This is a genomic window from Streptoalloteichus tenebrarius (assembly GCF_024171885.1).
Lineage (GTDB): Bacteria > Actinomycetota > Actinomycetes > Mycobacteriales > Pseudonocardiaceae > Streptoalloteichus > Streptoalloteichus tenebrarius.
The window spans coordinates 18,778-36,864 of the sequence record NZ_JAMTCP010000022.1 but is presented as its reverse complement, the minus strand read 5'-3'; the positions used below and the strand labels follow the sequence as shown (position 1 = coordinate 36,864).

Sequence of the window (18,087 nt, the reverse complement as noted above, 5' to 3'; positions counted from 1 at the left end):
CCGCATGTCCGCCGTGGCGGTCGACGTGGGCACGTCGATGATCAAGACCGTCGTCTTCGACGACGAGGGGAACGAGGTCGCGGTGGCCCGCCAGGCCACCGAGGTGCGCCGCCCGCGCCCCGGGTGGGCCGAGCAGGACATGGACGCGGTGTGGCGGGCGGTCGTCGACACCGTGCGCGCGGTGCGCCCGCGGATCGACGGCGACGTGCGGTTCCTCGCGATCACCGCGCAGGGCGACGGGGCCTGGCTGGTCGACGACCGGGGCCGGCCCACCGGCCCGGCCGTCCTCTGGTCCGACGGCCGCGCGGCGGACGTCGTCGAGCGCTGGCGGCACGACGGCGTGCTGGACCGGGCGTTCCACCGCAACGGCTCGCTGACCTTCGCCGGCCTGCCCAACGCCGTCCTGACCTGGTTCGCCCGGCACGACCCCGAGCGGCTGCGGCGCTCGTCGACCCTGCTCTACTGCGGCGGCTGGGTCTTCTCCCGGCTCACCGGCCAGCTCGTCGTGGACGAGTCGGACGCCTCCGCGCCGTTCCTGGACCCGACCACCCGCCGCTACGACCCCGAGCTGCTCGCCGCGTTCGACCTGGAGTGGGCGCGCCCGCTGCTGCCCGAGGTGCGGGGCGACGACCGCAGGGTCGAGGAGCTGACCTCGACCGCCGCCGAGGAGCTGGGGCTGCCGGCCGGCCTGCCGGTCGTGCTCGCGCCCTACGACATCGCCTCCACCGCGCTGGGCGTCGGGGCCACGTCGAACGGGCAGGCCTGCACGATCCTCGGCACGACGCTGTGCACGGAGGTCGTGAGGGACCGGGTCGAGCTGGCGGGGGAGCCGGCCGGCCTGACCATCGCGTTGGACTCCGCCGGCCACGTGCTGCGCGCCTACCCGACGCTGGCCGGCACGGAGGTGCTGTCCTGGGTGGGCTCCCTCCTCGGCGCGGACGGCCCCGGCGCGCTCGGCGACCTGGCGGCCGCCGCCGAGCCGGGCGCGCGCGGTCTGGTCTTCCTGCCCTACCTCTCCCCGGCCGGGGAACGCGCCCCGTTCCTCGATCCGGAGGCGCGGGGCACCTGGTGGGGGCTGTCGCTGGAGCACGGGCGCGCCGAGGTGGTCCGCGCGGTGTTCGAGGGCCTGACGATGGTGATCAGGGACTGCCTGGAGACCTCGGGCGCGGCGACGACCGAGCTGCGGCTGTGCGGGGGCGGCGCGAACAACCAGAGCTGGTGTCAGCTCATCGCCGACGTCACGGGCGTGCCGGCGGTGCGCTCGGCCGACAGCGAGGTGGGGGCCAAGGGAGCGTTCCTCTGTGGACTCGTGGCCACGGGCGCGGAGCCGGACCTGCGCCGGGCGGCCGAGAAGCACGTGCGCGTGCGTGCCACGTGTGAGCCCGACAGCGCGCGTTCCGCCCTGTATTCCGAGCTGTACAAGGACTTCCTCGCCATGCGGGAGATCTCCGCGCAGGGCTGGTCCCGCCTGGCGGCCGGCCGCCGCCGACCGGGTCCCGGACTCGACCACGGAGGCCGTTCGTGACCGCCGACCAGAACACTCCCGTGTGGCTGGGCGTCGACCTCGGCACGCAGAGCGTCCGGGCCGTCGCCGTCGACGAGACCGGACGGGTCGCCGGCGCCGGGACCCACCCGCTGCGCAGCCACCGTGACGGACCGCGCCACGAGCAGGACCCCGAGCAGTGGTGGGACGCGGTGCGCGTGGCCTGCCGGCAGGCCATGGCGGAGATCGAACCGGGTCGGGTGCGGGGCCTCGCGGTGGACGCGACCTCGGGCACGATCCTGCTCGCCGACGCGCACGGCACGCCGCTCACGCCCGGCCTCATGTACGACGACGCCCGCGCCACCGCTGAAGCGTCCATTGTGGACGGAGCAGGCGGCGAGGTGTGGCAGGAGCTGGGCTACCGGCGGATGCAGCCCTCGTGGGCGCTGCCCAAGCTCGTGTGGCTGCTGCGGAACCGGCCGGAGCTGGCCGCGCGGCGTGACGTCCGGCTGCTCCACCAGGCCGACCTGGTCACGTGGCGACTCGTCGGCTCCCCGGTGCCCACCGACGCCAGCCACGCGCTGAAGACCGGCTACCACCTGCTCGCCGACCGCTGGCCGACGGAGGTGCTCGACGTCCTGGGGGTCGCCGAGCACCTCCTCCCGCCCGTGGTCCCTCCCGGGACCACCCTCGGCGTGGTCGGCGCGACGGCGGCGGCGGAGACGGGCATCCCCGCCGGCACACCGGTGATCGCCGGGATGACCGACGGCTGCGCGGCGCAGCTCGGGGCGGGCGCGCTGGACGTCGGCTCGTGGAACTCGGTGCTCGGCACGACCCTGGTGCTCAAGGGCGTCAGCGACCACCTCGTGCGCGACCCCGCCGGCGTCGTCTACTGCCACCGAGGCCCTGCCGGGACCTGGCTGCCCGGTGGCGCGTCCAGCAGTGGCGCGGGCGTGCTCAGCAGGGAGTTCCCGGACGCCGACCTCGTCGAGCTGACCGCCCGCGCCGCCGACCGCGCGCCGGACGCCGTCGCCTACCCGCTGGCGTCCACCGGCGGTGAGCGGTTCCCGTTCCGGGCGCCCGACGCCGAGCCGTTCGTGCTCGGCGACCCAGGCGACCAGGCCGGGCTGTTCCACGCGCACCTCGTCGGCGTGGCCTGCGTGGAGCGCCTGTGCCTGGACTACCTCGATTCGCTCGGCGCGCCGACCGACGGCGCGTTGTCGTTGACCGGGGGCGGGGCGCGCAACCCGTACTGGTGTCAGCTCCGCGCCGACCTGCTCGGCCGGCGGGTCCGCCTGCCCGAGCACACCGAGGCGGCGCACGGCATGGCGGTGCTCGCCGCGGCCTCCCACTTCGGCGGCCCCGCCGAGGCGGCGCGGGCCATGGTGCGGGTCCGCGAGGTCCTCGACCCGCGCCCGGAGCGCACCCGGCGCCTGCTCGCCACCTACCTGCGCCTCGTCGACGAGCTGACCCGCCGCGGCTGGCTGGACGCCGCCGTGGCCGACCACGCCCGGAGGAGGGCCGAACAGTGACCGACATCGTGCTCGTGCGGCACGGGGAGACCACCTGGCACGCCGAGAACCGCTACGCGGGGCGCAGCGAGGTGCCGCTCACCCCGCACGGCAAGGAACAGGCCGAACGGCTCGCCGACTGGGCGCGCACCGCCGGCCTGGCCGCGCTGTGGTGCTCGCCGCAGGGCCGGGCCAGGGACACGGCCGCGCCGGTCGCGCACGCCACCGGACTGGAGCCGGTCGTCGACGAGCGGCTGTGCGAGCTGGGCTTCGGGCGCGCCGAGGGCATGACCACCGCCGAGATGGAACGCGAGTTCCCCGAGCGGCTGGCCGCGTTCCGCGCCGATCCCGTCGCCCACCACATGCCCGAGGGCGAGGACCCGCGCGTCGCGGTGGACCGGGGGACCGCGTGCCTGCTGGACATCACGGAGCGGGTTCCCGAGGGGAGGGTGCTCGTCGTCGCGCACGGCACCCTGCTGCGCCTGGTGATCTGCCACCTGCTCGGCATCCCCGTCTCGGCCTACCGCCGCGTGTTCCCCGTCGTGCGGAACACCGGCATCACCGAACTGCGCATCCGCGACGACGTCACGTCGCTGTTGCAGTTCAACACCCCCATCGAAGCGCTCTCGGTCTGAGCGAGCACCACACAGGAGTTCCCATGCGCACCACCGTCGTCGCCGCCGGCGATCACTTCGTGCTGCCCACACTGCTGGCCGACGCCGTCCGCGCCGAGACGTCCGACCTGGACTCTGATGTGGGCGGGGTGGACGTCCGCGAGCTGACCCTGCCGTGGCCGCACGTGCCCTTCGGCGAGGTGGCCGAGGTCAGGGAGGCCTCGGGCGACGAGGACACCATGATCGAGGCGCTGCGCGGGGCCAGGATCGGCGTCACGCAGATGGGGCCGCTCACCGAGCGCGTCCTCGACGCCTGCCCCGACCTGGAGCTGTTCTGCGTCAGCCGGGGCGGACCCGTGAACGTCAACATCGAGGCGGCGACCCGGCACGGCGTGGCCGTCTGCTACGCGCCCGGCCGCAACGCCGCCGCCACCGCCGAGCACACGATCGCCCTGATCCTCGCCGCCGCGCGCCGGATTCCCGAACTGCACAAGGACATACGCGCGGGTGTGTGGCGCGGCGACTACTACGCCTACGAGAACTGCGGGATCGAGCTGGAGGGCACGACCGTCGGCCTGGTGGGCTACGGCGCGATCGGCAGCCGGGTCGCCAGGGCGCTCAACGCCCTCGGTTCGCGCGTCCTGGTGCACGACCCGTACGTGGCGGCCGACGCGCTCACGGGAGTCGCGGAAGCCGTGGCGCTCCAGGACCTGCTCGCACAGTCCCGCATCGTGTCCCTGCACGCCCGGGTCACGCCGGAGACGGAGGGCATGATCGGCCGCGCTCAGATCGCGGCGATGCCGCAGGGCTCGGTGCTGGTCAACTGCGCGCGCGGCGCGCTGGTCGACTACGAGGCGGTCTGCGACGCCCTGGAGTCGGGCCACCTGTTCGGAGCGGCCTTCGACGTCTTCCCCGAGGAGCCCGTCCCGGCGGATTCGCGCCTGCTCACCGCGCCGAACGTCGTGCTGACCCCGCACGTGGCCGGCGCGAGCCGGGAGGTCGCGCACAAGGCGGCCCGGATCGTCGCCGCCGAAGTCGGCCGGTACCTGCGGGGCGAACCGCTCGCGCACTGCGCCAACCCGGAGGTGCTCGCCCAGCGCTCGGCGCACACCCGCTAGATCCCTCGGGCCGGCGTGCGCCGGGGTTCTCCTGGCACAGGAACCCCGGGGTTCCCGTGCCAGGAGAACCCCGGGGTTTCCGGTTTCCCGCGCGGGTTCGCCGCTCGGGCCGAGGCCCAGCCGGCGCAGGCGAGGCTCAGCCGGCGGAAGCAAGGCCCAGCCGGCGGAAGCGAGGCTCAGCCGGCGGAAGCGAGGCTCAGCCGGCGCAGGCGGGGTTCAGACGGCGGAGGGGGTGGGCGCGAGCGCCTCGACGTGGTCGGACAGGAAGTCCCGCAGGGACCGAGGGGGTCGGCCGGTCACGCGCTCCACGGTGTCGGTGGTCCGGTCCTCGCCGCCGTTCCGGATGCCCTCGTCCAGCGCGGCCAGGGCCGCCGCGAACTCGGCGGGGTAGCCGAGCGCGGTGAACCGCGCTGCCATGTCCTCAGTGGACAGATCAACGTGCTCGACGGCGCGCCCGGTCAGCTCGGAGACCAGGGCGGCGACCTCGCGGTAGCTCAGCGCCTCCGGGCCGGTGATGAGGTGCTCCGTGTTGTGCGGGGCGTCGTCGAGGAGCGCGCGGGCCGCCACGGCGGCGATGTCGGCGGCGTCGACGAAACCCACCCTGCCGTCCCCGGTGGCCGTGATGATCCGACCCTCGGTGCGAATCCCGTGCGCCACAGGGTGATCGCCGACGATGTTCCGCATGAACCAGGACGGCCGCAGCACCGTCCACTCCGGAAACATCGTCCGCACCAGGCGGTGGATCTGGCCCAGCAGGGGATCTCCCTCGCGCACCGCCGAGGAGCTGAGCAGCACGACCCGCTCGACGCCCTCACCGCGGGCCGCCGTCAGGAACGGGCGGACCAGCGGCTCCGGGTCGGCGACCCCGACCGGCGCGACGAGGTAGATCCGCCGCACGTCGCGGAGGACGTCGGCGTGGGTGGACGGGTCGGCCCAGTCGAAGCGGACGTGGTCCCCGCCCTCGACCGGGGTCGCGCTCCGGCTCGCCGCGCGCACGCGCGCGCCGTGCTCCCGGAGGAGTCGGACGAGCGGGCGGCCGGTGTTGCCGGTGGCCCCGGTGACCAGGATCGTGTCGCGCCCGCTCACGCCCGTGCCTCCTGGTGCGCCGCCGCGTTCGCCGAACCCGCGACCAGTTCGCTGTCCGCGCCGAGCGCCTCGGCCACCGCCAGCGGGTTCCAGTAGTCGCGGTAGGAGACGATCCCCTCCGCGCCGACCTCGATCACGGCCACGTAGCTCATCCGGTACGGCCGCCCGGTGCGCACCGCCAGGCCTTCGACGGAGAACTCCACGACCAGCACGTCGGGGTTCTGGGTCTCGTGCCGCGTCTCGGACGTGATCGCGCGCAGGTCGATGTGGTCGGTGTAGTCGCGCACGTACTCCCACACGGCGTCCGCGCCGTCGAGTCGGCGCGGACGGCCGGGCGGCGCGAACGGGAACTCCATGATCCCGGTCGGCGCCCACAGCCCCGCGAAGCCGGCCATGTCCTTGGCCAGCAGCGTGCTCATGACGCGGTCGACGGTGGCGTGGGCGCGGCGACGGCGGGCGTCGTCGGTGAGGTGCTCGGACACGGGTGCTCCTCAGGGGACGGTTCACGGGATGGACGGAACGGTTCCGTCCCGACCACCATACGTCGGACGGGACCGTTCCGTCCACTCGTTAGACTCCGGCCATGACTGCCGACCGACCCGGAGCGCGCGCCCGCAGGACCCCGTCCGGGGCCGCCGTGCTCCGCCAGGAGCTGACCGAGACGATCACCGAGGCCGTGCTCGACGAGCTGGCCGAGCACGGCTACGGCCGACTGTCGATGGACGCCGTCGCCCGGCGGGCCGGGGTCGGCAAGAGCGCGCTCTACCGCAGGTGGCCGTCCAAACAGGACATGGTCGTGGACGTGGTCTCCCGGCTCAGCGTGCCCATGGCCGAGGTGCCGGACACGGGATCGCTGCGCGGGGACGTCCTGGCGACCCTGCACGCGATCCTGGACTGGCTGAACCACCCCCGGTTCGGCCGGGTGCTCCCCGACCTGCTCGCCGAGGCGGTGCGCGGCCCGGTCCTCGCGGACGCCTTGGCCGCGCACATCGGCGAACCCCGGCGGACCAGGGGCGCGGCCGTGCTGGACCGGGCGATCGCCCGGGGCGAGATCAGCGGGGACGTCGACCGCGACGTCGTGCTCGACCTGCTCGCGGCGCCGCTCTACTGGCGGCTGCGGGGCCGTCACACGCCCGTCACGCCCGAGTACCTGGAGAGCCTGGCCGACGCCCTCGTCCGGATGCTGACCGCGCCGACGCCGTCCAGCGCGGGTCGTCGGGGGAGTCGGGGCACGCGCTCCTGAAGCGGCGGCGCTCCGCTCGGTCAGGACCTCGGGCCGTCAAGACCTCCGCTCGGTCAGGACCTCAGCCGGTCAGGACTTCGGGCGGTCGGCGGAGTCAGGGCGTCAGGCGGAAGGTCAGGTACTCGACGCGCCAGCCCTCCTTGGTCAGCTCCGCGCGGGCGACGACCTCCTTCGCGAACCCCTCCTCGGCGATCAGTCGCTCCAGGTAGCCGAGGTCGCCCGAGGTCCCGAAGAAGACCAGCATCCGCCCCCGCTCCGTCAGGTGCCGGCGCGCCTGACGGAAGAACGCGGTCATCGCCCGGTAGTTCTCGTCCGTCGTGGCCCGCTCGGTCAGGTCGCGCGGCGCGAACCACCGGAACGGCGGGTCGAAGACGATCAGGTCGAACCGGCCGTCGACGGCGGAGAAGACGTCGCTGTGCCGGACGTCGATCCGGTCGGCGACGCCGTTGCGCTCGGCGTTGCGGCGCGCCGCCGCCAGGGCGTGCGGGTTGATGTCGACCGCCACGACCTCCCGCGCCGTGCCGGCCGCGAGGATCGCGTTGACGCCGCTGCCGGTGCCCATGTCGAGTACCCGGTCGTCCGGGCGGACCTCCGCGAGCACGGCCTCGCCGAGCAGGGACGACGTGGGCGTGATCGGCTGGACCTCCGGAGGGACGACGAACGACCGGCCCAGGTACTCGATCACCTGCTCCCCGAGCGCCTTCCGGGACCGGTAGGCGTCCTCGTGCCAACGGCGGATCCGCTCGACGTCCGCCGCGGGGACCGTCGGTGAGTAGTCCGAGGACCGGGACGAGGGCTCCGGCGTCGCTGGCGTCGCTCCTGGTTCCGCCATGCCGGCACCCTAGCCGCGTCCCCAGTCCGGGCCGAGAGGTTTCCGGCCTTCCGCCAACCCGGGGAATCTGGGCGGAGAAGGCCGCCAGATTCACCGGAACGGGTGAGGAACCGGGGAACAGGGACGCGTTCTCGCGCGTTCGTCGGGGCGGAGTCGTGACGGTGGTCACCTCTCCGGGTTGGTTCGGCAAGGAGCACTGCGAGCGGGATGTCGAGCGGAAGGAGGAGACCCGCGATGCTGATGCGGACCGATCCGTTCCGTGAACTGGACCGGCTTGCCCAGCAACTCTTCGACAACGGCACCCGGGCGCGTCCGGTCGCGATGCCGATGGACGCCTACCGCGAGGGCGACCAGTTCGTGGTCCACTTCGACCTGCCGGGCGTCGACCCCGACTCCGTGGACATGGACGTGGAGCGCAACGTGCTCACCGTCCGGGCGGAGCGCAAGGGGCCGGCGGTGGCGGACTCGGACCTCGTGGTCGCGGAACGCCCCCGGGGTGTGTTCAGCCGACAACTCTTCCTCGGCGACAACCTCGACACCGAGCGGATCGAGGCGGTCTACGACGCGGGCGTGCTCACCCTGCGGATCCCGATCGCCGAGCAGGCCAAGCCCCGCAAGATCGCCATCACCCGAGGGGACGGCGGTCGCAAGGAGATCAGCGCCTGACGGCGAACACCGACACCGCGCGGTGTGACGTCACGTCGTGGTGGGAGCGGGTCATGGCGGAGATCGAGCGCGGCCGGCTGCGGCCACACGTCCGGGCGGCCCAGCAGGTCGTCGACGAGGCGTTCGTCGACCTCGTCTACGGCGACGAGGACCTGCTGCGCGCCGAGTTCGACGCGATCGTGCGCGCGGCGTGGCACCGCCCGCCGCCGGTCCCACCGCGTCCCCGCTCCGGGCCACCGGCGCCCGAGGCGGGACCGCACGCGGCCGACGACGCCGAGCCGGGGCCAGCGCCTCGGGCCAGGCCCCACGCGCCCGGCGCGGACGGGTGGGCGCGGCAGCGCTCCCCTCCGGCGCATCCGCCTCCCGATGGGTGATGCGCGGTTCGGTCCGGATGGAGGGAGGTGGTGGAGCAGCAGACCCGTCCAGTGAGGTGAGTCGCCGAACGAGAGTCCCGGTGGCCCGTGCCCGACCTCGACGGGGCCGAGCCGGACGCGCCGACCCGGGGTTCACTCCGGCGCGGTGACGTCCCTGGCGCCCATGGCGTCCGACGACGCGGTGGGCGCGGGCCACCGGGAGCATTCGGCGAGGAGTCGTTGTCAGACAACGGAAGTCGTGTGATGACCGGCTCGGAAGACGCCCACCGGCGTGATCCCTACGAGGTGTTGGGAGTGCCGTCCACGGCATCCCAGGAGGAGATCGCGCACGCCTATCGCTCCCTCGTGCGACGGCACCACCCGGATGTGGGAGCGCGCGGGCGGAACGACGAGCCGGCCGACCGGGACTCGCTGGCCGAGGTGGTGGCGGCGTACGCGGTCCTGCGCGACCCGGCGCGGCGCGCCGACCACGACCGACGCCACCCGCCCGTCCCGGAGCGAACCCAGCGAGCGGAGCGAACGCGGAGGACACAGGGAACGCGGAGGACAGAAGGAACAGAACCAACAGAACCGACAGAACCACCAGAACGAGCGGGGACGGCCGGGGCCGCCGGTCGCCCCCGGAGTCAGGAACCACCCCTGCGGGCGGGGCCCGTGCGATGGCACGGACCGGCCCCGCACCGGGAGATCCGGGAGATCCGTGAGGTCCACGAGGTCGACGACGGTCCGAGCCCGTTCGTCGACCTCGTGGACCTGATCCGGCGGCGGTGGTTCCCCCTGCCCTGACCCCGCGTCGGGGCTCGCGGCGGACGGCTCGCGGCGGACGGCTCGCGGCGGACGGCTCAGCGGAAGTCGGCGGCGTGGTCGACGGCCCACTGGTGGAACGTCCGCGCCGGCACACCGGTCACCTGCTCCACAGTGGACGTGACCGGCTCCGGGTGGTCCACCAGCCCCGCCCACGCGTCCAACGCGCCGGTGACGAACGCCTCGGGCCACCCGTGCGCCAGCAGGTACTCGCGGGCGGCCACCCGGGACATCTCCTCCCACCGCACCGGCCGGCCGACGGCCTTCCCGATGGCCTCGACCTGTTCGACCTGGGTCAGCGCCTCGGGGCCGGTCAGGTGGTACCGCGCGCCATGGTGCCCGTCCTCGGTCAACGCGCGCACCGCCACGGCGGCGATGTCCGCCTCATGGATCAGCGACCGCCGCGCGTCGCCGTAGATCCAGCGCACGACGTCGCCCTCGCGGGTCTGGGGAGCCCACATCAGCGCGTTGGTCGCGAACCCCGCGGGCCGGAGCATGGTCCACTCCAGGTCGGACCCCTTGATCAGCCGTTCCATCTCGGCGTGGAACACGATGCCCTCGCCATCTGTGCTGCCGTCGTCCCTCACCCCTGACGCGGAGAGGTAGACGACGCGACGCGCGTGTCGCCCGATCGCCTCCAGCACCGCGGGGGCGGCCTCGGTGGTGAAGAACGGCCACACCAGGAAGACCGCATCCACGCCCTCCAGCGCGGCGTCCAGAGTGGACGCGTCCCCGAGGTCGCCCCGCACGACCTCGACGCCCTCGGGAAGGTCGGCCGACTCCGGCTTCCTGGCCAGCGCCCGCACGGCCACGCCGGTTCCCCGGAGCTGGGCGACCACCTGCCCGCCCACGTTGCCGGTCGCGCCGGTCACCAGGACCCTCTTCAGCTCAGCCATCGTCTTCCCATCCCTGGTCGTGTCCGGCGTCGCCGCCGGCCCTCCTCGTCGCCTGGACTGTCCATCAGCGACAGGGAGACAGTAGAAGTTGCACCTTGGTCGAGGTCAACTGGTCGTCGCGGGCAGTGACGCGGATGACGGAGTGACCACAGTGGTCGGACAGGAGCATGGGGGAGCGCCGGGAGGCGAAGGGCGCGGGAATTCGCCCGAGGCGGGGTGAGCGCGAGGACGCGGGACGCCGCGTCCGGCCACGATCACTGGATGGGCAACTCGACGTGACGCCCGGGGCAGACGCCCCGCACGGCGCTCAGCGCCGCCTCGAAGAAGGCGGGGGAGTTCGGCTCCTCGGCGTGCGGCACGTCGGGGATCTCGTGGAAGCAGGCGCCCCCGTCGAGCCGGTAGGTGTCCGGGGTGTCGAGGGTGCTGCGCATGGTGGTGTAGGCGACGTCGCCGGGCGTGTCGTCACCGGCGTTGAGGTCGGCCAGGAAGGGGCTGAACGGGCACATCTGGCCGCCCTGGTCCGGCGCCAGCAGGCACGCGGGCAGGTAGCCGTACTGCGGGGAGCCGAAGGCGACGGAGGAGCGCACCCGGTCGGTCCCGCCGAGGCGCTTGAGGAAGTGCCGGGTGGACAGGCCGCCCATGCTGTGCGCGACCAGGTGGACCTTCTCCGCTCCGGTCCTGGCGCGGAGGTCGTCGACGAGGCGGGCGATCGCCCGCGCGTTGGCGACGTTGTCCTCGCCGGGGAGGTCGATCGTGACGGCGGGATGGCCCGCCGCCTCGAACCGGTCCCGCATCAGCGCCATGCCGGCCCCCGAGGACCGCCATCCGTGCACGAGCACGACGGGTTCCACCGCCTGGCGGGCGTGAAGCGCCGCCGACGGATCGGGGCTCAGCGCCGTCCCGAGCGCCAGCACGAGGGGCAACACGAGCGTCGACCCGATCATGTCGCCCTCCTTCCGTTCGGCACCGGCGGGAACGGTAACCGCCACCGGAACCGGCCGGTGACGACCGCGAACCATGTCCACCCGATCGACTCATCGTGGGAGAGTCCACAGTGGAGGGACGGCTCGCGCGGTCCGACCCCGCGACCGACCGGGTCGCCCCCTGGGCGGCAGTCCCCCAGACGCCGACCAGGGGGCAGGGGATCAGGTGTTCCTGGCGATGAGGGCGTTGATCTCGGGGTGGGTGAGCGCGCCGGCCAGCTCGGTGTAGGTGCCCTCGGTGAGCAGCTCCTTGGCGCTGCGCCGCACCACCGCGTACGCGGCGGCGGCGAGCCCGGCCCCGAGGCTGATCCGCGCCACGCCCAGTCGGGCCAGCTCGGGGACCGTGAAGCCGGGCTGCTTCAGGGGGAGGATGTTGAGCGGCGCGTCCACCTCCCTGACCAGCGTGGCCACCGTCTCCACGTCGGGGACGGCGGGCACGAAGATGCCGGAGGCCCCGGCGGCCAGGTAGGTCCGCGCGCGGTCCAGCGTCTCCTGGAGCCGCGCCTCGGGGTCGTCCCCGACGGTGCGGAGGTAGGTGTCGACCCGCGCGTTGATGTACAGGGGGACGTTGGCCGCCTCCGCCGCCCGCCGGGCGGCGGCCAGGCGCTCCGCCTGCTCCTCCGCCGGCCGCAGCGGGGTGGACCCCGACGCGAGCGCGTCCTCCAGGTTCACGCCGACGACGCCGGCGTCGACCACCTGGCGGATGGTGTCGGCGACCTCGTCGGCGGTGGCGCCGAACCCGCTCTCCAGGTCGGCGGTCACCGGCACGGAGACGGCGGCCGCCACCCTGGCGGTCGCGGTGATGGCGAGTTCGCGGTCGAGCTGGTCGCCGTCGGGCGCGCCGAGGGCCCACGCCACGCCCGCGCTGGTCGTGGCGACCGCCGGCGCGCCGGCGTCCTCGACGATCCTGGCGCTGGCGACGTCCCAGGCGTTGGGCAGGACCAGCGGCTGTCCCTTGCGGTGGAGCTGGTGGAAGAACAGGGCCCTGTCTCGGGTGGAGATCGTCATGGGGACAGTCAAACAGCTCGGTCCGACGGTGTCCGGCCGATCTACGCCACAGCGCGTCCCGGCCGTGAGCGCTTGACGTCGAGGAGGTTGGTGTCCTCCTCCCGCGCCCCGTCTCGCCGCCTCGATCCCACCCTGGGGCTCCCGCGCCGCAGGGGGCTATCCAAGTGGATAGCACCTGCGTTACGGTTGGCGCGCAACGAAGGAAGCGCCAGCGGTCCCTCGGAGGGGAAGCCGCAGGGGCGGGGCACTGGCGCTGTCACGACACGACAGAGGGGTGCGATGGCCGACCACGCGCGCATCGACGTACACCATCACCTTCTCCCACCCGAGTACGTGCGGTGGCTCCGCTCGCGAGGGGTGCGCGACGCCGGTGGGCGGGACCTGCCGGACTGGAGCGTGGAACGGGCGCTCGACCTCATGGGACAGCAGTCGATCGCCACCGCCGTCCTGTCCGTCTCCACGCCGGGCGTGCACCTCGGCGGCGACCGTGAGGCGAGGGACATGGCCCTGCGGGTCAACGAGTTCGCCGCGGAGTGCGTCCGGGACCGGCCGGACCGGTTCGGGTTCTTCGCGTCCGTCCCCTTGCCGGACGTGGACGGCGCGCTCGACGCGGTGGCGTACGCCTTCGACGAGCTGTCCGCCGACGGAGTCGTGTTGTTGGCCAACAACCGCGGGACCTACCTGGGGGCCGAGGAGTTCGAGCCGCTCATGGCCGAGCTGGACCGCAGGGCCGCCGTCGTCCTCGTGCACCCCGCCGAGCTGCCCGGCCCGCCGGCGCCCGGGATTCCCCCGTTCGCGGCGGACTTCCTCCTCGACACCACCAGGGCGGCGGTGAACCTCGTCCGCCAGGGAGTTCCCGGTCGTCACCCCCGCATCCGCTTCGTGCTCGCCCACGCGGGGGGATTCGTCCCGTACGCGGCACACCGGCTCGCGCTCTCGCTCGTCCCCGAGACCGGCCGGGACCCGGTGGGGTTGCTGGAGGACTTCCGCTCCTTCTTCTTCGACACGGCCCTCTCGGCCAGTCCCGTCGCACTGCCCAGCCTGCTCGCCTTCGCCCGGCCGGGGCACGTGCTCTTCGGCAGCGACTGGCCGTTCGCGCCGGACCCCGCCGTCGCCTACTTCACGTACCAGCTCGACGCCTACGAGGGGTTGGACCCCGAGCGGCGCGCGGAGATCGACCACGGGAGCGCCAGGGGGCTGTTCCCCCGGCTCGCCTGACACCTCCGGACCGGCTGTCCTCAATGGACAGTGGGTCGGAGGACCACCTTGCCCCGGTTGGCGCGGGCCGTGATGACCTCGTAGGCCCGCGCCACCTGTTCCAACGGGAACTCGGAGTCGATGACGGGGCGGAGCCGTCCCTCGGCGTGGAGGCCCCACAACTCCCGGCGCATTCGCTCGACCAGGTCGGGACGCGCGCCCGCCAACCGCCCGACGGCGAAACCGACGACGCCGCGCATGCCGAGGCGCAGCGCGTTCGCCTCGACCTGGCCACCGGCGGCGCTGAACGACACCAGCCGGCCGAAGGGCGCGAGCGCGTCGACACCGCGCCGCAGCACCTCGCCCCCGACACCGTCGACCACGACGTCGACCGGGTCGCCCCAGTCGGCGTCGTCGTAGCGGACCACCTCGTCCGCGCCCAGGTCGCGGACGAAGTCCGCCTTGTCCGACGACCCGACCGCGGCGACGACCCTGGCCGCGCCCAGCGCTCTCGCGAGCTGCACGGCGACGTGCCCCACTCCGCCGGCCGCCGCCGTCACGAGCACCCGCTCGCCCTCGGCGAACCGCCCCACCCGCAACGCGCCCAGCGCCACCAGGCCGCTGCGCGTCACGGTCATCGCGTCCGCGGCCTCGACGCCGTCCGGCACGACGCCGAGCGCGGCCGCCGGAGCGGCGACGTACTCGGCGTGGGCGCCGTCGAACACCACTCCGGCGACCCGTTGTCCCACGGCGAGGTCGTGGACGTCCTCGCCCACGGCGACGACCTCGCCGGAGATCTCGCCGCCGGGGCACGACGGGACCGGTGTCGAGGCGGCGCGGAGGTGCCCCAACAACGGCAGCGTGACCCCGACCGCCTCGATCCGGACCAGGACCTCGCCCCGCGCGGGCTGGGGCACCGGGGTCTCCTCGATCCGGAGCACCTCGGGCCCGCCGTGGTCGTGATGACGCAGACGGCGCATGTCGCCCTCCTCCGGTCAGATTTCTTAGGTCGGGCCTAACTGTAGGTCGGACCTAAGTTTATGCCAAGGCTAAACTTGGGTCGGACCGAAGGAGGTGGGCGCGTGGCGGAGACGTCCGGACTCCGGGAGCGCCGGAAGCAGCAGACGCGGCAGGCGATCTCGGACAGCGCGACCAGGCTGTTCCTGGAACGGGGCTTCGACGAGGTGACGATCGCCGACGTCGCCGCGGCGGCGGGCGTGGCGAAGATGACGGTCACCAACTACTTCCCGAGGAAGGAGGACCTGGCCCTCGACGCCTACCAGGAGGTCATTGACCGGCCGGCGCGCGCCGTCGCCGAACGACGACCGGGGGAGTCGGCCCTGGCCGCGGTGCGTCGCGCCCACGAGGAGGGAGTGGCGCGGCGCGATCCGGTGCTCGGCTTCTGCGGCCAGGACTTCGCCCGCATGATCGTGGGAAGCCCCGCGCTGCTCGCCCGGCTCCGGGAGATCCACGAGCAGCAGGAGCGCGCCCTCGCGGACGCGCTGGCCGGTGACGCCGGTAATGCCGGTGACGCTGCCGCAGGGGGCGACGCGTTGGATCTCTCGGTGCGCACCGCCGCGATGCTCCTCGGCGGTGTCCACCGAATCCTGTTCCAGGAGGCCGTGCGTCAGGTGCTGACCGGGCGCGGGCCTGACGAGGTCGCCAAGGCGGTGTCCGCGGCAGCGGAACTGGCCTTCGGCATGGTGGAACCTTCATTGGGGCACTACGCGATCCGGCCCGCGAACGACGAGAGGGCGCCCGAACTTTCGTAGCTGTGGGAAATCCCGGTGTTCCTCCCGTCAGGAGCGGGAGGAACACCGGGACGCGGGTGCCGTGAGGACCGGTCGGCTCGCCCTCAGCTCCTGCGGATCCTCTTCTCCAGGGCGACGAGGAGGTCCTTGATCAGCGACAGGGTGAACTCGTCGGTCAGGGACCCGTCCGCGTCGAAGCGCTCGTGGGCCCGGAAGACGGTCACCTCGGGGCGCAGGACCATGTCGGAGCCGAGCGAGGCGAGGATCTGCCGCAGCGAGAGCTGGGCCCTGGCAGACCCGAACGCCCCGGGGGAGGCGCCCATGATCGCCACCGGCTTGTCGGCGAGCACGAAGCCGCTCGGCGGCGTGCTGAGCCAGTCGATCGCGCTCTTGAGCGCCGCGGGGATCGAGGTGTTGTGCTCCGGCGTGGCGATCAGCAGGCCGTCCGCCTCGGCGACCCGCCGCCGCAGGTCGGCCACGGCAGGCAGGGGCCGCTCGGTGTCGAGGTCCTCGTTGTACATCGGGAGGCCGACCATGTCCTCGTAGATCTCGATGGACATCCCGCCGGGGTTGACCCGCTGCGTGGCCCGCAGCAGGGCGGTGTTGTACGAGTCGGCGCGCAGGCTGCCCGAGACGGCGAGGATCCGCAGGGTGTCCATTGTGGACGTCATCTCCTTCTGTGCACGGTGTGGTGGGTGGGCGGACGGGAGTCAGGAGTGGTCGTGGTGGCGCGTCTGGCCGACGATGACGGCGCCGAGGGCGACCGCGAAGCCGAGGAGCTGCCACGGGGTCAGGGTCTGGCCGAGGACGAGGAACCCGGCGATCGCGGCGACCAGCGGGTTGGCCAGCCCGAGCAGGGACACCGAGGTGGGGGGCAGGCGGTCGATGCCCCGGAACCACAGGACGTAGGACAACACGGTGCCGAAGATCCCGATGTAGGCGAAGCCGAGGATGTTCGGACCGGTCAGGGCGTCCGGCACGCCCTCGAGGAGGAGGGTGGCCGGCGCGAGGGCCAGCCCGCCGACCGTGAGCTGCCAGCCCGTGACCACCAGCGGCCGCTCGGGGCTGCCCCACTTCTTCGTGAGCACGATGGCCACCGCCATCAGGCTCGTGGCGACGAGCATCGCGAGCACGCCGAGCGGGTCGAGCCGGGCCTCGGCGGTGAGGGCCAGCAGGGCCACGCCGCCCGCGCCGACCACCGACGACACCAGCACCGTCGTCGGTGGCCGCGTCTTGAGCACGAGCAGGGAGAGCAGGGCCACGAGCAGCGGTTGGAGCGACCCGACCGTGGCCGCCACGCCGCCGGGCAGGTGGTACGCCGCGTAGAAGATCAGCGGGGCGAACGCGCCGAAGTTCAGTGTGCCGAGCACCACCGTGCGCCACCACCACGAGCCCCGGGGCAGGCGGCGGGTCATCGCGAGCAGCGCCAGGCCGGCGGGCAGCGACCGCATGGTCGCCGCGAGCAGCGGGCGGTCGGGCGGCAGCAGGGTCGCGGTGACGACGTAGGTCGTTCCCCACGCGGCGGGGGCCAGCGCGGCCAGCGCGGCGTCACGTGCGGCCGGGGACACGGCATGAGGCGTCGGGATCGACGTGGTCGTCATGGGTTCCTCCTGATAATCTCAACGTTGAAATAAGAGCATGGGCACTCGGTCAACGTCAAGTCTGTGAACGTTGAGATATTGCGGAGGGCAGGATGGCGGACGCGGTGGACCTGGTCATCGGCGCGTGGCGGGAGGAACGCCCCGACCTGGCCGACGACCTGTGGCCGGTCGGCATCGTCGGGCGCGTGCAGCGGCTGTCCCGGGTGTTCGACCGGGAGCTGAAGACCTTCTACGCCAAGCGGGGGCTGGAGAACTGGGAGTTCGACGTCCTCACGACGTTGCGCCGGTCAAGGCCGCCCTACGAGCTCACGGCGGGCGGCCTGCTCAAGGCCACCATGGTCACCTCGGGCGCGATCACCAACCGGATCGACCGGCTGGAGGCCAAGGGCCTGGTCGAGCGGGTGCGCGACACGGTCGACCGCCGGTCGGTCCGCATCCGGCTCACCGAGCGCGGACACCAGGTCGTGGACGAGGTGTTCGGCGAGCACCTGAAGAACGAGGCGCGGTTCCTGCCGGACATGGACGAGGAGGAGTACGAGCGGTTCACCGGGACGCTGCGCAGGCTGCTGGAGCACTTCGGTGACACGTCCCTGACCTGAGGACGCTCGACACCAGGCCTCACCACCGCCGCGCTCGCGTCCGATCGCGAGCATGGTGGTGATGGTGGCGCTGGTCGTCGTGACGCCGGTCGGCCCGCCGAGATCCAGCGGAACTGTCCTCAGTGGACATCTAGCCCGTGGTGCTCCGCGGGCGCGGTGTCAGCGGACGGCGACCGTCCCGGTGCCACGTCGTGCGACGCTCCGGACGGGTGGCGGTCCAGACGGGTGGTGCTCCGGACGGGTGGTGGTCCGGACGGGTGGCGGTCCAGACGGGTGGTGCTCCGGACGGGTGGCGCGGCGCGGCCCCGAGCCAGAGTGGGG

General features: G+C 73.4%; 20 protein-coding genes and 1 pseudogene. 12 read left to right on the top strand and 9 right to left on the bottom strand.

The genetic code is table 11. From position 1 onward, the window contains the following. Window positions 1-4: 4 nt before the first annotated feature. From LX15_RS18550 to LX15_RS18535, 4 genes are read left to right on the top strand one after another with little or no spacing between them, the layout of a single operon-like run. Complete coding sequence (locus LX15_RS18550; protein WP_253670882.1) at window positions 5-1,525, top strand: FGGY-family carbohydrate kinase; 1,521 nt, start codon at window positions 5-7, stop codon at window positions 1,523-1,525. After that, complete coding sequence (locus LX15_RS18545) at window positions 1,522-3,015, top strand: FGGY-family carbohydrate kinase (protein WP_253670881.1); 1,494 nt, start codon at window positions 1,522-1,524, stop codon at window positions 3,013-3,015. The genes LX15_RS18550 and LX15_RS18545 overlap by 4 nt, the downstream gene beginning before the upstream one ends. After that, on the top strand, window positions 3,012-3,629 hold the full coding sequence (locus LX15_RS18540; RefSeq protein WP_253670880.1) for a histidine phosphatase family protein: 618 nt from the start codon (window positions 3,012-3,014) through the stop codon (window positions 3,627-3,629). Before LX15_RS18545 ends, LX15_RS18540 begins: the two co-directional genes overlap by 4 nt. 23 nt (window positions 3,630-3,652) lie before the next feature. Then, on the top strand, window positions 3,653-4,726 hold the full coding sequence (locus LX15_RS18535; protein WP_253670879.1) for a 2-hydroxyacid dehydrogenase: 1,074 nt from the start codon (window positions 3,653-3,655) through the stop codon (window positions 4,724-4,726). A 216-nt stretch (window positions 4,727-4,942) separates the two neighbouring features. Here LX15_RS18535 and LX15_RS18530 read toward each other — a convergent pair whose 3' ends face one another. Further along, window positions 4,943-5,812, bottom strand: a complete 870-nt coding sequence (locus tag LX15_RS18530) for an NmrA family NAD(P)-binding protein (RefSeq protein ID WP_253670878.1) — start codon at window positions 5,810-5,812, stop codon at window positions 4,943-4,945. Beyond that, window positions 5,809-6,294, bottom strand: coding sequence for a nuclear transport factor 2 family protein (locus LX15_RS18525; RefSeq protein ID WP_253670877.1), 486 nt, complete (start codon window positions 6,292-6,294; stop codon window positions 5,809-5,811). Before LX15_RS18525 ends, LX15_RS18530 begins: the two co-directional genes overlap by 4 nt. 101 nt (window positions 6,295-6,395) lie before the next feature. Between LX15_RS18525 and LX15_RS18520 the strand changes: the two genes are divergently transcribed. Then, window positions 6,396-7,055, top strand: a complete 660-nt coding sequence (locus LX15_RS18520) for a TetR/AcrR family transcriptional regulator (protein WP_253670876.1) — start codon at window positions 6,396-6,398, stop codon at window positions 7,053-7,055. 94 nt (window positions 7,056-7,149) lie between these two features. Here the strand turns inward: LX15_RS18520 and LX15_RS18515 are convergent, their stop codons facing one another. Then, window positions 7,150-7,887, bottom strand: a complete 738-nt coding sequence (locus tag LX15_RS18515; RefSeq protein ID WP_253670875.1) for a methyltransferase — start codon at window positions 7,885-7,887, stop codon at window positions 7,150-7,152. Window positions 7,888-8,121: 234 nt separating this feature from the next. Between LX15_RS18515 and LX15_RS18510 the strand changes: the two genes are divergently transcribed. The 4 genes and pseudogenes from LX15_RS18510 to LX15_RS33165 all read left to right on the top strand — a co-directional run bounded on the left by LX15_RS18510 (window position 8,122) and on the right by LX15_RS33165 (window position 9,713). Next, entirely contained in the window at window positions 8,122-8,553 is a 432-nt protein-coding gene (locus tag LX15_RS18510; RefSeq protein ID WP_253670874.1) for an Hsp20/alpha crystallin family protein, read from the top strand. A 53-nt stretch (window positions 8,554-8,606) separates the two neighbouring features. Then, window positions 8,607-8,927 carry a hypothetical protein gene (locus LX15_RS18505; RefSeq protein ID WP_253670873.1) on the top strand — a complete coding sequence of 107 codons (321 nt, stop codon included), beginning with the start codon at window positions 8,607-8,609 and terminating at the stop codon, window positions 8,925-8,927. 243 nt (window positions 8,928-9,170) lie between these two features. Next, window positions 9,171-9,389: pseudogene (locus LX15_RS33170) on the top strand (DnaJ domain-containing protein); the annotation flags it as partial. Window positions 9,390-9,581: 192 nt separating this feature from the next. Beyond that, window positions 9,582-9,713 (top strand): hypothetical protein, encoded by a 132-nt coding sequence (locus LX15_RS33165; protein ID WP_308213487.1) that lies wholly within the window; start codon window positions 9,582-9,584, stop codon window positions 9,711-9,713. Between the two features lie 56 nt (window positions 9,714-9,769). Here LX15_RS33165 and LX15_RS18495 read toward each other — a convergent pair whose 3' ends face one another. The 3 genes from LX15_RS18495 to LX15_RS18485 all read right to left on the bottom strand — a co-directional run bounded on the left by LX15_RS18495 (window position 9,770) and on the right by LX15_RS18485 (window position 12,618). Then, window positions 9,770-10,627: an NAD(P)H-binding protein gene (locus tag LX15_RS18495; protein WP_253670872.1), complete on the bottom strand. Its 858-nt coding sequence runs from the start codon at window positions 10,625-10,627 to the stop codon at window positions 9,770-9,772. A gap of 254 nt (window positions 10,628-10,881) precedes the next feature. Beyond that, window positions 10,882-11,571 (bottom strand): esterase/lipase family protein, encoded by a 690-nt coding sequence (locus LX15_RS18490; protein WP_253670871.1) that lies wholly within the window; start codon window positions 11,569-11,571, stop codon window positions 10,882-10,884. A gap of 201 nt (window positions 11,572-11,772) precedes the next feature. After that, on the bottom strand, window positions 11,773-12,618 hold the full coding sequence (locus tag LX15_RS18485; protein WP_253670870.1) for an isocitrate lyase/PEP mutase family protein: 846 nt from the start codon (window positions 12,616-12,618) through the stop codon (window positions 11,773-11,775). Between the two features lie 279 nt (window positions 12,619-12,897). On the opposite strand from LX15_RS18485, the gene LX15_RS18480 reads away from it, so the two are divergent. Continuing rightward, window positions 12,898-13,836 (top strand): amidohydrolase family protein, encoded by a 939-nt coding sequence (locus LX15_RS18480; RefSeq protein ID WP_253670869.1) that lies wholly within the window; start codon window positions 12,898-12,900, stop codon window positions 13,834-13,836. A gap of 20 nt (window positions 13,837-13,856) precedes the next feature. On the opposite strand, the gene LX15_RS18475 is transcribed toward LX15_RS18480, so the two are convergent. Next, complete coding sequence (locus tag LX15_RS18475) at window positions 13,857-14,795, bottom strand: quinone oxidoreductase family protein (protein ID WP_253670868.1); 939 nt, start codon at window positions 14,793-14,795, stop codon at window positions 13,857-13,859. Between the two features lie 60 nt (window positions 14,796-14,855). On the opposite strand from LX15_RS18475, the gene LX15_RS18470 reads away from it, so the two are divergent. Beyond that, window positions 14,856-15,587: a TetR/AcrR family transcriptional regulator gene (locus LX15_RS18470; RefSeq protein WP_443729321.1), complete on the top strand. Its 732-nt coding sequence runs from the start codon at window positions 14,856-14,858 to the stop codon at window positions 15,585-15,587. An 83-nt stretch (window positions 15,588-15,670) separates the two neighbouring features. Here LX15_RS18470 and LX15_RS18465 read toward each other — a convergent pair whose 3' ends face one another. Continuing rightward, on the bottom strand, window positions 15,671-16,237 hold the full coding sequence (locus LX15_RS18465) for an NADPH-dependent FMN reductase (protein WP_253670866.1): 567 nt from the start codon (window positions 16,235-16,237) through the stop codon (window positions 15,671-15,673). A gap of 39 nt (window positions 16,238-16,276) precedes the next feature. Then, entirely contained in the window at window positions 16,277-17,167 is an 891-nt protein-coding gene (locus LX15_RS18460) for an EamA family transporter (protein WP_253670865.1), read from the bottom strand. Window positions 17,168-17,259: 92 nt separating this feature from the next. Here LX15_RS18460 and LX15_RS18455 point away from each other — a divergent pair, with 92 nt between their 5' ends. Beyond that, window positions 17,260-17,766 carry a MarR family winged helix-turn-helix transcriptional regulator gene (locus tag LX15_RS18455; protein ID WP_253670864.1) on the top strand — a complete coding sequence of 169 codons (507 nt, stop codon included), beginning with the start codon at window positions 17,260-17,262 and terminating at the stop codon, window positions 17,764-17,766. The last annotated feature ends 321 nt before the right edge of the window (window positions 17,767-18,087 follow it).

What these genes read in the sequence shown, in the direction of transcription:
- LX15_RS18550 (WP_253670882.1), top strand. Translation starts at nt 5, where the DNA reads ATGTCCGCCGTGGCGGTCGACGTGGGCACGTCGATGATCAAGACCGTC.
- LX15_RS18535 (WP_253670879.1), top strand. Translation starts at nt 3,653, where the DNA reads ATGCGCACCACCGTCGTCGCCGCCGGCGATCACTTCGTGCTGCCCACA.
- LX15_RS18520 (WP_253670876.1), top strand. Translation starts at nt 6,396, where the DNA reads ATGACTGCCGACCGACCCGGAGCGCGCGCCCGCAGGACCCCGTCCGGG.
- LX15_RS18515 (WP_253670875.1), bottom strand. Translation starts at nt 7,887, where the DNA reads ATGGCGGAACCAGGAGCGACGCCAGCGACGCCGGAGCCCTCGTCCCGG.
- LX15_RS18510 (WP_253670874.1), top strand. Translation starts at nt 8,122, where the DNA reads ATGCTGATGCGGACCGATCCGTTCCGTGAACTGGACCGGCTTGCCCAG.
- LX15_RS18505 (WP_253670873.1), top strand. Translation starts at nt 8,607, where the DNA reads ATGGCGGAGATCGAGCGCGGCCGGCTGCGGCCACACGTCCGGGCGGCC.
- LX15_RS18495 (WP_253670872.1), bottom strand. Translation starts at nt 10,627, where the DNA reads ATGGCTGAGCTGAAGAGGGTCCTGGTGACCGGCGCGACCGGCAACGTG.
- LX15_RS18490 (WP_253670871.1), bottom strand. Translation starts at nt 11,571, where the DNA reads ATGATCGGGTCGACGCTCGTGTTGCCCCTCGTGCTGGCGCTCGGGACG.
- LX15_RS18485 (WP_253670870.1), bottom strand. Translation starts at nt 12,618, where the DNA reads ATGACGATCTCCACCCGAGACAGGGCCCTGTTCTTCCACCAGCTCCAC.
- LX15_RS18480 (WP_253670869.1), top strand. Translation starts at nt 12,898, where the DNA reads ATGGCCGACCACGCGCGCATCGACGTACACCATCACCTTCTCCCACCC.
- LX15_RS18475 (WP_253670868.1), bottom strand. Translation starts at nt 14,795, where the DNA reads ATGCGCCGTCTGCGTCATCACGACCACGGCGGGCCCGAGGTGCTCCGG.
- LX15_RS18470 (WP_443729321.1), top strand. Translation starts at nt 14,856, where the DNA reads ATGCCAAGGCTAAACTTGGGTCGGACCGAAGGAGGTGGGCGCGTGGCG.
- LX15_RS18465 (WP_253670866.1), bottom strand. Translation starts at nt 16,237, where the DNA reads ATGACGTCCACAATGGACACCCTGCGGATCCTCGCCGTCTCGGGCAGC.
- LX15_RS18460 (WP_253670865.1), bottom strand. Translation starts at nt 17,167, where the DNA reads ATGACGACCACGTCGATCCCGACGCCTCATGCCGTGTCCCCGGCCGCA.
- LX15_RS18455 (WP_253670864.1), top strand. Translation starts at nt 17,260, where the DNA reads ATGGCGGACGCGGTGGACCTGGTCATCGGCGCGTGGCGGGAGGAACGC.